The 15,879-nt window shown below is 34.4% G+C and carries 12 protein-coding genes, 1 tRNA gene and 1 pseudogene; 4 read left to right on the top strand and 10 right to left on the bottom strand.

Annotation, left to right across the window (positions count from 1 at the left end):
• Positions 1–29: 29 nt before the first annotated feature.
• A complete protein-coding gene (gene petA / locus ABWU62_RS07915; protein WP_353288198.1) occupies positions 30–629 on the top strand; it encodes a ubiquinol-cytochrome c reductase iron-sulfur subunit in 600 nt (199 codons plus the stop codon).
• Positions 630–762: 133 nt separating this feature from the next.
• Here petA and ABWU62_RS07910 read toward each other — a convergent pair.
• Both ABWU62_RS07910 and ABWU62_RS07905 read right to left on the bottom strand, forming a co-directional pair.
• Positions 763–1,555, bottom strand: a protein-coding gene (locus ABWU62_RS07910) for an IS5 family transposase (protein ID WP_353287093.1) whose coding sequence is annotated in 2 segments (ribosomal slippage) — positions 763–1,290 and positions 1,292–1,555 — 792 coding nt in all. Because the reading frame shifts where the segments join, the coding sequence is not laid out codon by codon here.
• 90 nt (positions 1,556–1,645) lie between these two features.
• Positions 1,646–2,651 (bottom strand): IS630 family transposase gene (locus ABWU62_RS07905; protein ID WP_353287090.1). Its coding sequence is split into 2 segments (ribosomal slippage): positions 1,646–2,188 and positions 2,190–2,651, totalling 1,005 coding nucleotides; the frame shifts between segments, so codons are not numbered across the junction.
• A gap of 81 nt (positions 2,652–2,732) precedes the next feature.
• On the opposite strand from ABWU62_RS07905, the pseudogene ABWU62_RS07900 reads away from it, so the two are divergent.
• Positions 2,733–3,266, top strand: a pseudogene (locus ABWU62_RS07900) (transposase); the annotation flags it as partial.
• 75 nt (positions 3,267–3,341) lie between these two features.
• Here the strand turns inward: ABWU62_RS07900 and ABWU62_RS07895 are convergent.
• From ABWU62_RS07895 to ABWU62_RS07860, 8 genes are all read right to left on the bottom strand, one after another.
• Complete coding sequence (locus ABWU62_RS07895; RefSeq protein ID WP_353288070.1) at positions 3,342–4,415, bottom strand: ankyrin repeat domain-containing protein; 1,074 nt, start codon at positions 4,413–4,415, stop codon at positions 3,342–3,344.
• A 93-nt stretch (positions 4,416–4,508) separates the two neighbouring features.
• Entirely contained in the window at positions 4,509–5,288 is a 780-nt protein-coding gene (locus tag ABWU62_RS07890) for an SDR family oxidoreductase (RefSeq protein WP_353288069.1), read from the bottom strand.
• A 5-nt stretch (positions 5,289–5,293) separates the two neighbouring features.
• Complete coding sequence (locus ABWU62_RS07885) at positions 5,294–5,938, bottom strand: alpha/beta hydrolase (RefSeq protein ID WP_353288068.1); 645 nt, start codon at positions 5,936–5,938, stop codon at positions 5,294–5,296.
• A gap of 97 nt (positions 5,939–6,035) precedes the next feature.
• Positions 6,036–6,401 (bottom strand): hypothetical protein, encoded by a 366-nt coding sequence (locus tag ABWU62_RS07880; protein WP_353288067.1) that lies wholly within the window; start codon positions 6,399–6,401, stop codon positions 6,036–6,038.
• Between the two features lie 95 nt (positions 6,402–6,496).
• Entirely contained in the window at positions 6,497–8,362 is a 1,866-nt protein-coding gene (locus tag ABWU62_RS07875) for an aminopeptidase P family protein (RefSeq protein ID WP_353288066.1), read from the bottom strand.
• An 8-nt stretch (positions 8,363–8,370) separates the two neighbouring features.
• Positions 8,371–10,566 (bottom strand): tRNA uridine-5-carboxymethylaminomethyl(34) synthesis enzyme MnmG, encoded by a 2,196-nt coding sequence (gene mnmG / locus ABWU62_RS07870; RefSeq protein WP_353288065.1) that lies wholly within the window; start codon positions 10,564–10,566, stop codon positions 8,371–8,373.
• A 91-nt stretch (positions 10,567–10,657) separates the two neighbouring features.
• Positions 10,658–11,188 (bottom strand): hypothetical protein, encoded by a 531-nt coding sequence (locus ABWU62_RS07865; RefSeq protein WP_353288064.1) that lies wholly within the window; start codon positions 11,186–11,188, stop codon positions 10,658–10,660.
• A 169-nt stretch (positions 11,189–11,357) separates the two neighbouring features.
• Positions 11,358–11,433 (bottom strand) — tRNA-His (locus ABWU62_RS07860).
• Between the two features lie 143 nt (positions 11,434–11,576).
• Here ABWU62_RS07860 and murJ point away from each other — a divergent pair.
• Together murJ and ABWU62_RS07850 are read left to right on the top strand one after the other, a co-directional pair.
• Positions 11,577–13,073, top strand: a complete 1,497-nt coding sequence (murJ, locus tag ABWU62_RS07855) for a murein biosynthesis integral membrane protein MurJ (protein ID WP_353288063.1) — start codon at positions 11,577–11,579, stop codon at positions 13,071–13,073.
• 252 nt (positions 13,074–13,325) lie between these two features.
• Positions 13,326–15,824 (top strand): AsmA-like C-terminal region-containing protein, encoded by a 2,499-nt coding sequence (locus tag ABWU62_RS07850; protein WP_353288062.1) that lies wholly within the window; start codon positions 13,326–13,328, stop codon positions 15,822–15,824.
• Positions 15,825–15,879 lie beyond the last annotated feature (55 nt).

Genomic DNA, 15,879 nt, shown 5'->3' with positions numbered 1-15,879 from the left:
AATATATATCTATGGTCAAGTAGAGATTGATGGATAAGAAATTAACTAGAAATAAAAAATCGTTGACAAAAGAGAAGAATAAAAAAACGTCTCCTATTCAAGATCTTACTAAAAATAAGAGTAGAAGAGATTTTATAACATTAACTACGTGCGCCATGGCATGTATAGGAGCTGCAAGCAGTCTTTGGCCATTGATTAAGTCTATGAATCCTTCTGCTGAGGTTTTAGCGATGTCTACGGTTGAGGTTAATCTATCTGATATTCAAGAAGGACAAGGAAAAAAGGTAAAATGGCAAGGTAAGCCAGTATTTATCCGCAAGCGCACAAAACAAGAGATTGAGGCTGCAAGAGCCATAAATGCAGAAAATTTGAGAGATCCTGAATCAGATGAAAAAAGAGTATATAAAGGGAAAGATGAATGGTTAATTATGATTGGAATATGCACCCATCTTGGATGTGTACCGGTTGATCACGCTACAAAAGACGGCAACGGTTGGTTCTGCCCTTGTCATGGTTCATATTATGACACATCAGGCCGAGTAATTGGTGGTCCTGCACCAAAAAACATGGCTATACCTGACTACTTTTTTCCAAGTGAAAATATTGTAGTAATTGGCAAGAAGGCTTAAGGGATTTTCATAATTAAAGTAACGAAAGTATATTGTATTTCAAGAAGCACACTGACTTCATAAGCAAAGCTCTTGAAGTCTATCAAGATAATTTTATACTATGCACATATTCGGGTGACAATTAAGAGCCTGTTCATAATCTTTTGAGGAGCAAGGCAGTAAAAGCTAGAACGACCATTTGTAGTCTAGTATTGAGTTTACGCTCGCAATTTTTCCATAACCGTCTACACTTTTCCAGCCAAGCAAAAGAACGCTCTACAACCCACCTTTTTGGCAATACAACAAAGGTATGTAATTCACTTCGTTTTATTACTTCAACGGTTGCACCAATAGTCGTTTTTATTTGAGTTGCAAAATTTTCTCCTGTATAACCTGCATCAACTAGTATATTTTGAACTTCGGAAAGATTTTTTCTTGCGTTACAAATCATCTCTACAGCAGCAGTACGATCTCCGATATTAGCTGTAGTAATATAAATTGCATGTGGCAAACCTTGCGTATCTACTGCAATATGACGCTTTATTCCTGAAATTTTCTTGCCGGCATCATAACCTTTTTCTTCAGCAATATCGGTGTTTTTTACACTTTGAGCATCAATGATGCAGAAGCTTGTTTTTGTATTCCGACCACTGTTGAAACGAACCTCTCCAACTAATTTTTTTTAAGACAATTTCTAGAACACTTTCTCTATCTTCATTCGGTTTTTTACTCCATCTCTTGAAGTAATCGTAACAATTGCGCCATTTTGGAAACTCTTTTGGTAGCATTCGCCACTGACAGCCACTTTTTAGCACATAAAGTACACCGCAAAATAACTCATATAAATCCAGTTTTCTTGGTTTTGTTTTTTTTCTACAGGATTCTAGATCTGGTAATATAATCTCAAATCTTTCCCGACTTATATCACTTGGGTATACACTCCTCATATATCCTAACTTATATACATTATCTCTTAGTTTATTCCTTTCTTGAGATCATGTACAGGTTCTAAGGTATTCTAATACCAACTCTCATTATTAATGAACCAAATAAGAAGCATTGCAGAGTTGTTTAACCGTGGAAGGGGAAAGAGAGGTAATAAATTTACACAAAGCGCTCTCAAGCAGAACAATTGTATCGTAGATTTTATTGCGCAAAATGTTCTGTTTTATATATAACCAAAACCTCTCAACAGGATTGAGGTCAGGTGAGTATGGTGGTAGGTATATAATTTCGATATTTTTAGGTATCTTTAAACTTTTTGACTTATGCCAACTAGCGCAATCCATCACGAGAAAAGCCTTTCGTATTCCTAAATATTGCGACATCTGTTCAAGGAATATATTTATACAAGCAGTGTTGACGTTTGGTGCAAATAAGCTAAAATTCTCTCCATTTCTGGGATTAACTGCACTATAGAGATAAAAATTTTCCCTACCTAATTTTACCTTAACCTGTGTCCTACTGCCTTTTTTAAACCACCCATGTCCAACTTTTGAATGTGTACCAAACCGTGATTCATCGAAGAAAAATAGCTCTTTTTCAGAATGCATGACAATAGTTTCATTGAGGTTTTTTTTTAAACTCCTCTTGCTTATTTTTATCCTGTCCACTATGAACTGGTCTTGGTGTGATATATGAGAATTTCATTCTTTGCATATTACGATGTATTGTGGATTTGCTGATATTCAAACCAAATCTTTCTTGGATTCTTATTCTCATTTCTCTAATAGTAATATTGGGGTTTTCCTCTATCCACACCTCAATTTGTTCAAGTTGACTTTGGTTCAATATAGTTTTTCTACGGCGTTGAGGTGGAGAAAATAATTTTTCTTCTCTTCCAAATTTTATGTGCTTTATCCATGTAGTAATTGCCTTTCTCGAAATGCAACATATTTTTGCTACAGCTGTTATACTGTGCTTTTTTGCTGCAATTACAGCATTTAGTTTTTTTGCAACATACGCATTATTTCTTACTTTCTTCAGCATCTCTTTTGCTGATTCCACCACTTTTTCATCCAATAATTTTGATCTTAATGCCATCTAAACCTCGCTATTTTACTTACTCCAGTATGGCTTTTTTTCCATTATTGTCTATTCGTTGCTTGTATAGCGGGAATTGGTATAATTGCCTGTATTGATGGGCTAAAAAGCTTTCCTACCGCTATAAATAGTGTATTTCCTAAAGCAGAAGTACAGCTATGCATAGTGCATCAGATAAGGAATTCACTGAAGTATGTATCTAGCAAAGATGTAAAAGTTTTCATAAATGATTTGAAAAAAATATATCGTGCTTCAAGTAAAGAGATTGCTGAGAATTATTTGCTTGAGCTGGAAGAAAAATGGAGTGAAAAATATCCCTTGGTTACAAAATCATGGCAAAACAATTGGGAAAATTTGTCTGGTTATTTTAAGTATTCTGGACCAGTTAGGAAGCTGATTTACACCACCAATCCAATTGAGGGATTGCATAGACAAATTAGGAAATTTACTAAAACTAAGGGCTCATTTACTAATACAAATGCCTTGTACAAACAGGTATATTGTGCTATAAAAAAGGTAGAGCAAAAGTGGACTACAGCTTTGCCTAATTGGTCATTAACTATGTCTCAGCTTGACATTTTCTTTCCCAACAGACTGAAAATTGAGTTGAACTAAAAATGCGGCTTGACACAGTTTATTTAACACTCCCAAATTTAACTGGACGCCAATGTCACAAATTAGCCTTCTCACCTATCTTATTTTGCCACTTTGCTGAACAGATACGTCAATTTCATCTACTGATGAGCTAGGTCTGCTGTCCTTTATATGTTGTACCAAAAGCTCCATAATTTTTTTTTGCTCATAAAATTGCTGAAATGAATATATTCCATTCGAGCCAACTAACGCAAAGAATCCTCCTTGTACATTTGGAGGATTCTCATGCCAGCTAATGTTTCTTACGTATTCAGCAACTTGTAAGGAAGTATCTCCTGAAAGGTTTTTAATATTAGGATCAGCACCTTTTTCTAGCAGTAATCTTGCCATTTTTTCATTACCTTTCATAGCTGCTATATGTAGAGGTGTATTGCCAAGCTGATTGCCAATATTGACATTCACCCCTTCTACACTAAGTAATAATTGAGCTACCTCGTCATGGCCATTATCAATAGCTACACACAAAGGATTCATACTGGTATCACAGCCATTGACTTTAGCACCATTATCAAGAAGCAACTTAACTACTGCTGCATGCCCATTCTGAGCAGCTAGATACAAGAGTGTGACATTATTTTTTTTATCTACCATGTTAACATCAGCATTTTTTGTGCTAATTAATAGTTCAACTATTTCAGTATGTCCATTCTGAGAGGCTAAGTACAGAGCTGTTATACCAAATTCATTGTCTTTAGCATCAATCTCAATTCCTTTAGTATTAAGTAACACCTTTACAACTTCTACAAGTCCATTTTGAGCAGCAATATGTAAAGGTGTCTTACCATGAGTATAGTCTTTTATATTGGGATCAGCTCCCGCTTTAATTAACTCCTCTACTATAGCTTTGCTTTTAGCTGCAACAGCAAAGTGTAAAACTGTACTGCCTTTAATAGTTCTTGCATGAACATTAGCTTCTTTACTGATTAGTAACTTTACTACGTCTAAATGTCCTGAATAAACAGCAAAATGCAAGGCTGTAAATCCTTTTTTGTCCTTGATATTGATATCAGTTTTTACATTAAGTAATAACCTAACTTCATTTATATTACCACTATAAGCGGCTTGATGTAATAGAATATTTTCAACCGGGAGCGATTGAGTGCTGAACATATTTACCTCTATATAATAGTATGCCTAGTGCTATTACATCAAAACAAGGAACTTTCAAGAAAATTTTTTGCATCTCTGGCAATCTAATTTTCTCTATTCTAATATATACAAACTCTTTAAACCCACCTTGTAATCAGGATAAACTAGAGAGACACCAAGATCTTTTTTAATTTTAGTATTGGTTACTTTTTTTGATCCTAAATAAAAACCCCGTGCGTAATTCGGTACGGAAGAAATCTCAACTGGCTTTGGAGGGCTAATATTAAGAAGCTCGGCTGCATAAGTTACCACTTCAGATTGCGTAGCAGGTAAGTCATCTGCACAATTGTATATTTCACAAGGCTTTATATTTTGCATGGAAGAAAATAAAATATTCGATATATCTTCAACGTGAATACGAGAAAAAATTTTTTTCACATTTCTTGCTTTGCCAAGCTGCAGGTCAATTAACGCATTTCTACCAGGACCATATATCCCAGCCAAACGAAAAATATGTACAGGCAATTTGCTACTTAGCCACTTCTTTTCAGACTCAAGGCGCTTTTCTCCTCTAATTTCTATAGGCTTTGTTTCAGATTCCTCATTCACCCAATTACCACAGTGGTCACCATAAACATTAGTTGCAGACAGATAACCAAGCCATTTAATATTCTCCAGACAATGACCGTATCTCTCCATAACATCATCGCCGTCTGGAGGAATAGAAACTAAAACATGCGTTACGCTTTTAAGCAGATCTTGATCAACCTTTTCATAATCAAAAAGTTGTATATCTTTATTTCTTGATGTACCGTTAACTTTCCAGCCTAAGTTTAGCAATTTCTTCGATAGAAATTTAGCTACATATCCGTAACCAAAGCAAAACAAGTGCATGGAAATTAATTTCCAAAATTCTTCTTGATAAATTCAACCCCTAACTTTATTCCTTCTTCATTAATAATATGGCCTAATCCATGAATTGGGTATCCTTGAGCGTTTACTCCATTTTCTTTCAGAGCTTTAACCGCTAAATTAAGGGAAGAAAAAGGTACCACGTCATCAGCATCACCATGAATAACACATATGCTGGGTTTTGATTTGATCTCCGGTGCAATTTTTGAAGGTGAAAGAAACCTACCAGAATATGCAACAACCGATGCACAAGACTGAAGCCGGGTAAGAGCTACATGCATTGCAAGCATTGCCCCTTGAGAAAATCCAACTAAAGAAAGCTGAGTATCTTTTAAATTAAGCTCCTTTAATTTTGTATCAATAAAATGATTTACAATTGATGCAGCATTTTTTACTCCACTATATAGCGCTTCCTCACTACGATCCTCTAAACTAAACCATTGATAACCATCACCTATTTCTCTTTCAAATGGAGCATTAGGCACTATTAAATATGAATCAGATAAAGACTTGCTCATAACTTTAGCAAGATGCACGAAATTATCGCCACTTGAGCCCCAACCATGAAAAAAAATAATCAAATTTTTCTTATTTCCATTTGGACAAATTTCTTGGCTTTGTAGTTCAATCATCTCTTCATCCCTTTATGTTTATATTTAATTTTACGGTAATACTAAATTTGAGGAACAAGACCTCACTACTGCTATAGCTCTTTGATATGAATAAATACTACTTAGCTTCAACTTTCTCTATCAATTTCTTGACCAAGCCTCTCAATCTTCTGCTGGAATCATCAAGCTCTTGAATTTGTAAAGCATCTTTTCTCATGAGCTCTTTGTGATTACTCTTTATGTAATCATACATTTCCTTCATCTGAGCAATCATCTTATTGATATCCATACCACCCATATCAGATATCATGCTAGGCATATTTCCTTCCAACATTCCACCAGCCATAAGCTGCTGAGACATTTGCATAAATGGCTTTAAGGTCTGTTGAAGCAAATTAGGATCGCTTGCTAATTTTTCTATTTGCTCCTTGCAAGTATCCATGTACTGCTTCATAAATTCATCATCTTGTACTTTATCTGTCATAATTATACCCATTTGAAACTAATATTATATATTGTTTTTTAATTAAAAACAATACAGAAACAGCCATATTAATACTTGATTAAATGACAAATTAACTATTTTAAAGGTTCACATACTCTCTTTAACCATTCCTTATCTTTTATGCCATTTTCTATATTTTTATAAACAAATTGGTGATAGCTATTTATCCATTTAACTTCATCTTCAGTAAGCATTTGTACATCTATTAGCTTTTTATCATATGGAATGGAAGTCAGTTGTTTAAAGTTTAAGAAGCCATTTTCTTGCTTTTCAACATACATAAGATTTTCAATCCTTATTCCATACTTTCCTGGAATGTAGTAGCCAGGTTCGTTAGAAAGTATCATTCCTGGCATGAGCTCCACTTTATTTCCTTTTGATATTGCTTGCGGTCCTTCGTGTACCGAAAGGTAACTTCCTACTCCATGTCCTGTACCGTGCATGTAATCCATTCCAAATTTCCATAAATGTATACGCGCTAATATGTCCAATTCTCCACCAGTAGTTCCAGAAGGGAAGACTGCAGTTGCTACCGCAATATGAGCTTTTAGTACTATTGTGTAATGAGCTCGTTGCTCGTTGGTTGGATTGCCAACTGCTACAGTTCTTGTAACATCGGTTGTACCATCAAGGTACTGACCACCAGAATCGATCAAATATAGTCCATTTTTTTGAATAGTTTTATTTGTTTTACTGCTTGCACGATAATGAATGATTGCTCCATTCTCGTTGAATGCTGAAATTGTTGGAAAACTCGATTGCTTAAATAAATCCTGCTCTTTTCTGTACTCTAAAACTTTTTCTTCAGCTTCAAGCTCAGTAATTTCATTGAACTTCTTATCTGAATAATCATCATCTTCCTTGATGTTATTCCAACACCTCATTTTGTCATTCCAGCGCGTGACGCTAGAATCTATGTTTTTTTCCTGGATCCCAGTATCAAGCACTGGGATGACAGTAGGAGATCCTGAGATGGCATCAGCTACATCTACGTTTTTCTTTTGGTCAGCTACTTGGGTAACATGAGGGTTTTTAACATTATTTTCAAGCCAATATAGAAAATTTGTAACTGCTACTCCATCTTTGATGTGTGCGTTTATAGCTCCAGTTATTTCAGTTTGATTTTTTACTGCTTTATGAAGCAAACAAGGATCCTCTCTCTCAATTATCTGCTTATTTTTTATCATAGCCATAATGCTCATTGGAGTCGTGCTTGGATCTATCATCACCAAATTTAACTTATGTAGTGAATTTTCTAGCTCACTAATATCAAAAACATTTATATGGTTATCAAAATTTGCTTTTATAGTTGAATGTTCTTTATCTTGAATAAATAAATCAACATTGGCATTTTTATACAATATAGCACGACCCAATATACAAGGAGTATATTCAGCACTTTCATTTCTTAAATTTAATAACCATGAAATTGAATTTGGATCAGTCAGAAGCACTGCTTCAGCCTCTATAACTTTCACTACTCTTTCACATTTATCCTTACTGCTCTCACCAGATGTATGTGAGACTATTGTTTGTGCCTTATGACTACTATCTTTTTCAATTAAGTAAGGTACTAGTTTACAAATGCCTTCATATTTTCTTATGTCCTTCATAGTAAAATATTGCGGATAGTAACCCAGTGAGGTAGTCAATGTTAAGTTTGCTTTTACCCATTTGTGTGGATCCTCTTCTTGTATATTATATACTCGAAAACTGCCCTGATCGAGCTGACTGCGAGCTTGTGTGATATAGCGTCCATCTGTAAAAAATGGGCACTTATTACTCTTTGTAACGATAAGTAGCCCATTTGTTCCCGTGAAGCCACATAACTCTGCTAACTCTTTTGAATATTCATTCAAATACTCATCTTTAGTATGCAACATAAATGCATCAACATTTGTTTCACACATAAATGAACGAAATTCTTCGATTTTTGACATGGAATACCTTACGCAGAATTAGCAGCTATTTTCGTTTTCTTATTCCTAAGGTACACTAATATGCTAACTATTGCTGCTGGAGTGATGCCCTGTATTTGCTTTGCAATGCCAATTGTTGCTGGTTTTATTGATTGCAACTTCTCTATCACTTCAGTTGACAAGCCTTTAATCTGTGAGTAGTTGAAATTAGTTGGAATTTGAGTATTAACTTCCTCTTGTAGAAACTTCATATCTGCTTCTTGCCTTACTAAATAAGGCTTGTATTTTGCTTCAATTGCAACTGCTTCATATATTTCATTTTTAGTTATGCTATCAGTTATAGTGTTATTCCAGCACATGACGCTGGAATCTACATTTTTTTCAGTGTCATACACACAACTGTATGAATCCTGTAATTTGTAGGTAGCAGGTGGTGTCATTCCAGTGCTTGACACTGGAATCCAGTTTTTTGATCGAAAGTGTCGCTGGTTGCAATCGGTTTTACTGGATCCCAGTGTCAGAGCACTGGGATGACATCCTTCTGGTAGATAACGTTGGCACAGTTGTGTGTTATGCACTGGGATGACAGGAGAGGGTTTAGTGTCAGCTACATCCACTCTGGTGTTATTCCAACATGTGGTGCTGTTTAACTCTGGCCATATTTCTCGTAATTTATTCCAGTCAATATTTGGATAACCGAGCAAATCTAGTGCTGTTTTTCTTATCCCGTCATAAGATATTTTAATGCCATAGGACCTGAGCTGCTCAGGAGTAATTGTTAGGCTCTCTAATTTCTCCTCAAGTTGCTTAATGGATTCAAGTTTACCCTGCAAAACAGAGTGTCTCTCATGCGATACAAGGGAAATATCATAACCTTTTTGTGTCAACCTTCTATCTGCATTATCTGACCTAATCGCCAGCCTGTACTCTGCACGTGAGGTAAATAATCTGTAAGGCTCAGCGATCCCCTTAGTGACCAGATCATCTATCATTACACCGATATACGAATCTGTACGATGAAGAACAAAACTTTTTTGAGATGAAGAAAGCGCTGCGTTAATTCCGGCAATAATTCCCTGCCCTGCTGCTTCTTCATATCCCGTAGTTCCATTAATTTGACCAGCAAAATATAGTCCTTTAACTTTCTTAGTTTCAAGAGTATGAAATAGCTCGCGTGGATCGATATAATCGTATTCAACTGCATATCCAGGTCTTAATATTTCTGCATTTTTAAGCCCTTTGATACTCTTTATCATTTCATACTGCACTTCGATGGGCAATGAATTTGAAATTCCATTTGGATATATAGTGTTATCATCAAGCCCTTCTGGTTCTAAAAATATTTGGTGATTATTTTTTTCTGCAAATTTTTTAACTTTAACTTCAATCGATGGGCAGTATCTTGGTGCAATAACGTTATCTAAATATGAAGAAGCTGATCTGTGAAGATTCTCTCGAATTATTCTGTGCGTATTTTCATTAGTATGAGTAATAAAACATGGGACTTGAGGCTGGTTAATTTTCTCTGTAAGATAAGAAAAAGGTATAGGTGGATTGTCACCCACTTGTTCTTGTAATACTGACCAGTTTATAGTGCCACGATCGAGTCTCGGTGGAGTTCCAGTACGCAACCTACCCAATTTAAAGTTATACTTCTTTAGCATATTTGCAAGCTCTATTGCAGGTTTATCTCCCATTCTCCCTGAAGGAGTTGTTTGCTCTCCTATATGAATCACACCACGTAAAAAAGTCCCTGTAGTCAAAACAACTCTGCTTGTCAGTATACATTCACCTGAGCCTGTTATTACAGCTTTTATATAAGATTCTCCGTTGCTATCACTTTCTATAAGAAAATCGTCAACTGACTCTTCTTTTACTGTCAAGTTGTTATAATTTAGAATAATTTCCTGTATTGCTTTTTTGTATAATTTTCGGTCTGCCTGTGCGCGTGGTCCCCATACCGCTGCACCTCTGCTACTATTTAGAACGACTGAGTGTATGCTTGCTCGGTCGATAGCTCTTCCCATTATTCCATCAAGGGCATCCACTTCCCTAACTACAACACCTTTTGCAACTCCTCCAATTGCTGGATTACAAGACATTTCTCCTATAGTTGAAATTTTATGGGTTATAAGTAGTGTGTTTGCACCAAGACGAGCTGCAGCTGTAGCTGCTTCACACCCAGCATGACCTCCACCTACTATCACTACGTCGTATTTATACATTAAGTAACTCCTACTCTATAATATTCCAACTATAGGAGACATGTCAAATCTTACAGATTCCAATGTTGCACGCTACTCTTACTTGATTAGCTCAAACTGCCGTCTCTCTCGCAGAAAAAACTTTTTCAACTGTAGGAGAGGTAATACTTTTATTAACTTCTTCTCCCGGAAAGGTAATACATTCATCTACTTCTTCTTCCTGAGATATTCCAACATATGTAGAATCTGTAATCGAAATTGCACTTGCTACAGATGTAATTACTGTTTCATCTGCACAACGCACTATAGCTACAGTTGCAAAAATCCCTAAAATCGGTGCTATCAGCCCTATCATTCCATTTATTAATGTAGATCCTATCCTTGAATTAGGAAAAATAGAATCTACACCTGCAGTAAGTATAATTCCAATTATAGCACTTGCAGATATAGTAATACTCAAAATAATTGCTGCTTTTTCATGCTTTTCCCCAATAGGATCCCTTTTGCAAAATTTGTATAGCAAACATTTTACGTGAAAAACCGCAATCAATGCTGGAGCTATACAACCAGCAATTCCACCTATAGGTAAAGTTGATGAAATGTCAAAACTCAACCACCAAGCTAATACTCCTAGTGCTGACACTATACTATAAGCTAACAAGCAAATATACATACAATCCCTCTCACTAATTCTATTTTTACTCTAAATCGCAAACTTCCCCTCCGCCATCTAAATACTAGAGCAACAAGGAATGCTAACGGCCGTGCAAAAATATCTAATGTTTATATTTATGTAAAGTGGAAAATTTTAGTGGGGCGAGCGACCAGGATTGAACTGGCGACATTCAGTACCACAAACTGACGCTCTACCAACTGAGCTACGCCCGCCAAGGTATAAAGTTTCTAACATAAAGGCATAAATAGTCAATTAATTATTTAAGCTACCTCCTTTTGCAGAGGGTTTAAATTCAGCCAATAAATATTTTCATTTATGCTTTTACCATTATACTTAATTGTATTGACATTGTGGTATGTTTAAAAGTATTTTCACATTTAGTTTTTTTACAGCTATTTCAAGAATTTTAGGGTTAATAAGGGATGTATTGATTGCTACGGTTATTGGTGCAACCTCTCTTGCAGATATATTCTTTTCCTCGTTTCGCTTTGCTAATTTATTTCGAGCGTTTTTTGCAGAGGGAGCATTTACTACCTCATTCATACCATTATACTCTGCAGAGTCATATGATAATAAAAAGGCATTTAATTTCGCAAGTAGTGTAATATCCATTACGTTTATTATTCTAGTAATTTTTTGCCTTATCACACAAACCTTCTTCCCTTACATGATCAAAGTCTTCACTCCTGGATTTGACCAAAATAAATTTACCTTTACTGTAACTTTGTCGAAAATTATGATGCCCTACATAATCTTCGTGTCAATCGCATCACTTATTAGTGGAATGTTGCAAGTAAAACAGCATTTTGCTTCAACAGCTATTGCACCAATCTTTTTAAATCTCTGTTTAATCATTAGTTTGTTTTTACCTTATATTGAAACACCGGCTCATAACCTTTCTATAGCAGTCCTGATCGGAGGGATTTTACAGCTACTTCTGGTACTGTTTAGTGCATATAAATTAAAGGCTTTCTTTTCTTTTAGTTTAGAATTAAGTAATGAAGTGAGGTTATTTTTTAAGCGTGTGATACCTGCAATTATCAACAACTGTGTAACTCAAATAAGCCTATGGATTGACACAATCATGGCGAGTTTTATACCAAATGCAGTTTCTTATATATATTATGCCGATAGACTAAATCAACTACCGCAAGGAGTAATTGGCACTGCAATTGGTACAGTACTTCTTCCCCTGATTTCAAAACGAATAAATGATACTGAGAATATAGTCAAAATACAGAACAAGGCCCTTAATATAGGGTTAATATTAATTATGCCAATAACTGCTGCTTTTATCATTATTCCTGACATAATTTTACTTACGCTTTTTTCTTACGGCCAATTTGATTATTATGCAGTGCAGCAAACTGTTCCTACATTAGTAGCATTTTCTCTTTCTTTACCTGCATTTATTGTAAATAAAGTACTATTACCCACATTTTTTGCTAAGGGAAAGCTAAAAATACCAACTATGTTCTCATTAATGTGCCTTGGAATTAATGTAATACTAAACCTTTTGTTGATGAATAAGTATCAGCACACAGGAATTGCCATTGCTACTTCCATTTCCACTTGGATAAATTCTATTTTATTGATTAATTATTTAACAATAAATAAGATGTATAAAATTAGCCAAGCATTATTACTAAATATTGTAAAAATTCTCACTGCAACATTGGTGATGTCAATAGTTCTTTATCTCTCTAATTACTTATCAGCAGGGTTGTTTTTCGATAGAGGGCTAGCTCGTATTGTTTATTTAGTAACTTTAATAGCTTTGAGTGTTATTGTTTATTTTTGTACTCTTTACCTAACTTTTAGAGGAAGTTTGAATAATTTGAAATATGTATAAACTAGATCTTTTGCTAAAGGAACAGCAAATAATGTCATCCCAGTGCTTGACACTGGGATCCAGATATAAAGATATTTGCAAATTATGCAATAGACAACAGATTCTAGGAGCATACGCTGAAATAATGCTCATGATGAAAATAAGATGGATCCCAGTGTCAAACACTGGGATGACACCTATCTTATTTGAAATCACGCTCATACTACAACTTTTGTGCAGTTACATGTCAAGCACTAGCATGAGAGGTCTACTATGAAATTTTCTTTATACGCCATATTATCAATCTTGTTGCTATTAATTCTCATGCACATTGCTGCAACTTTTAAGGATTGGAGTGGCTACAGAGAATATATCATAAAAGAGTTAGAGAAGAAATATGATGCTAAAGTACATGTTGGAGGAAAAATTGAAGTTTCACTCATTACTCCAAAACTCACTATTCATAATGTATATGCGCAATACAATAAAAACAAGGAGCAAAAGCTATCAGATTTAATTAGTGCAAAAAAAATTGAAATAAGGCCATCGCTATTATCGTTGTTTTCATTTTCATTGCAACCAAAGTCAATCTCATTTTTGGGCATGAAAAGCAACAAAGAAAATTTACTTAATATTATAAATACGAAAGCCAATGATAATATAGTTGATATATTAATAAAGGACAGCCAAATAAGTTTTAACGCCGATACTATTAACATCAAGGAAGTTGCTATAAAAAAAAATAAGCAGTTTTTTGGTGAAGTACAGATTGGTGACAACAATTACGATTTTTCTGGAAAGGTTAATGTAACAAAAAATAATGTACACATTAGTGTTGATTCAAATTTTGCAAATTTGCTATTTAAAGGTAATAGAAATCAAGAAGAGCTCAAGGGCAATTTAGTATTGACAATTAATAATAATTCTGATTCTATGAGCGACTTGGCAAAAATCATTAATCTTAGCTTCCTTTCTTATGTGATTCCCAGCGAAAATATTGAGATATCATCCAATATCAATCTCAATGAAAGCGAGTTTACGGCAACTGATTTAAAAATTGAGTCCAAAAGCATGCAAGGCACTGGTATAATACAAAATGATAGAAAAAGTGATCATACTAATATCAATATTAGCTTTAGTAAAGTCGACCTAAAAAACGGCTCACACAAAACAACAGATATGAAGGGTCTTTTAGAATCTTTTAGAGAGGTTGTGCCAAAGAACCTGAGCTTGGATTTTAATATGGAAGCTTCAAATATTCAATATCAAAACAGGATATTGGACAAATTTCATGCTACGCTAAAATTTGCTAATGGCGAAATAAACGTTGATACTCTTCTTCAGTTTCCTGGAACCAATAATATATCTCGCTTATCAGGAAAAGTTTCAAACAATGGCAACTTGTCTGAATTTAATGGTGATATATTGATAAAGGGTGAGTCGTTCATTTCAAATATTTTACCTTCTATCAAGATGCAAGAAAGAGAGAAAAGTCAATTTACAGCAAGTTCTAAACTATATTTAGCACCTAGAATATTATCTCTTTCAGATATCAGATTGCTAAATAACAAAGAATCTTGGCAAGGATCAATTAAGGTAAATCACACAAAAAAACACAATATGATTGATAGTAAATTTAGCATACATAACATTAATATAGATAAATATGATTATTCATTATTCAGCAGAGTGCAATGGCTGAAAAATCTTAAGTATGATGTAAATATAAGAACTAGTGTTAAAGATTATATATTCAATGGTACAAAAATTGAAAATTTGGATTTTTCATTAAAAATACAAGAGAACAAGCTAGTTGCAGATAAAATAAAGTTATTCGGAGAAGATTTCGATATTACCGGTAGTGTAAAAATATTAGTGGATCAAAAATACACTAAGCCTTTATTAGATGTAAACCTTACAGGTAATAAATTTAATGGAAATATCTTTAAATTACCAAAACTATTAGAGGTAAAAAGAAACTCAAGAAATGAAATAAATCAAATTCAATGGTCAACAAAGCAGCTTAATTTTTTAGATGAGAAAGGAGACTTTGATGCAAACGTGCAAATCAAAACTACAGAATTTAAAATTGGGCAGAACGTCTTAAAAGATTTTAACTTGGATACAGTGATAAGAAACAACACTATCACTATCAAACAGATAAGTTACATACTAGAACATGGACAAATGTTTTTTCAGGGTTATCTAAAAGCAGGCTCAATTCACACAAAATTTTCTATTGCAAATTTGGACACCAAGGAAGTTATAGGAGTTAATGACATAAATGGTAAGATAAGCTTAAGTGGTGAAATCAAAACTCAAGGGAAAAGCTTTGATGATTGGGCTAGTAACTTATCAGGAAATGTAAATTTTCAAGCACAGAAAATAGAGTTTACAAATGTGGATTTTAACTCATTCATCACTAAGTTGTTAAGCAGCAAGAACAAACCTGAAATTTCCAAACTTGCTTACGTTGATATATATAATGGCAGTACGCTTTTTGAAAATATCAATGGAAAAGTAAGTATTAACAGTGGTGTATGTTCAACTAGTTCACAGTTTAGTATCGATCAAGCATCAGGTTCTATCTCTTCTAATTTAATCTTATCTAATTTCTCCTTAACTTCTATATTTAGACTCTTTTTCATACTACCAAATCATAATATTCCTCTTTATATCGAGGCACACTTAGATGGCCCTATTTGGCTCCCTAAGATGAGTTTTGACGTAGATCAAATTTTTACCACTTTAGTTAGCAAGAAAAATAGTTAATTCTTTTAGATGCAGGATTTAAGAGACTATCTATATTCAAATTAGACCTTAGTGA

The sequence above is a fragment of the Wolbachia endosymbiont (group B) of Gerris lacustris genome, assembly GCF_964028355.1.
In the GTDB taxonomy this organism is placed as follows: Bacteria; Pseudomonadota; Alphaproteobacteria; order Rickettsiales; family Anaplasmataceae; genus Wolbachia.
The sequence above is the reverse complement of the archived record's forward strand: the minus strand, read 5'-3'. Positions and strand labels throughout refer to the sequence as shown.

What these genes read in the sequence shown, in the direction of transcription:
- mnmG (WP_353288065.1), bottom strand. Translation starts at nt 10,566, where the DNA reads ATGTATAAATACGACGTAGTGATAGTAGGTGGAGGTCATGCTGGGTGT.
- ABWU62_RS07850 (WP_353288062.1), top strand. Translation starts at nt 13,326, where the DNA reads ATGAAATTTTCTTTATACGCCATATTATCAATCTTGTTGCTATTAATT.
- petA (WP_353288198.1), top strand. Translation starts at nt 30, where the DNA reads ATGGATAAGAAATTAACTAGAAATAAAAAATCGTTGACAAAAGAGAAG.
- ABWU62_RS07880 (WP_353288067.1), bottom strand. Translation starts at nt 6,401, where the DNA reads ATGACAGATAAAGTACAAGATGATGAATTTATGAAGCAGTACATGGAT.
- ABWU62_RS07890 (WP_353288069.1), bottom strand. Translation starts at nt 5,288, where the DNA reads ATGCACTTGTTTTGCTTTGGTTACGGATATGTAGCTAAATTTCTATCG.
- ABWU62_RS07875 (WP_353288066.1), bottom strand. Translation starts at nt 8,362, where the DNA reads ATGTCAAAAATCGAAGAATTTCGTTCATTTATGTGTGAAACAAATGTT.
- ABWU62_RS07885 (WP_353288068.1), bottom strand. Translation starts at nt 5,938, where the DNA reads ATGATTGAACTACAAAGCCAAGAAATTTGTCCAAATGGAAATAAGAAA.
- ABWU62_RS07895 (WP_353288070.1), bottom strand. Translation starts at nt 4,415, where the DNA reads ATGTTCAGCACTCAATCGCTCCCGGTTGAAAATATTCTATTACATCAA.
- murJ (WP_353288063.1), top strand. Translation starts at nt 11,577, where the DNA reads ATGTTTAAAAGTATTTTCACATTTAGTTTTTTTACAGCTATTTCAAGA.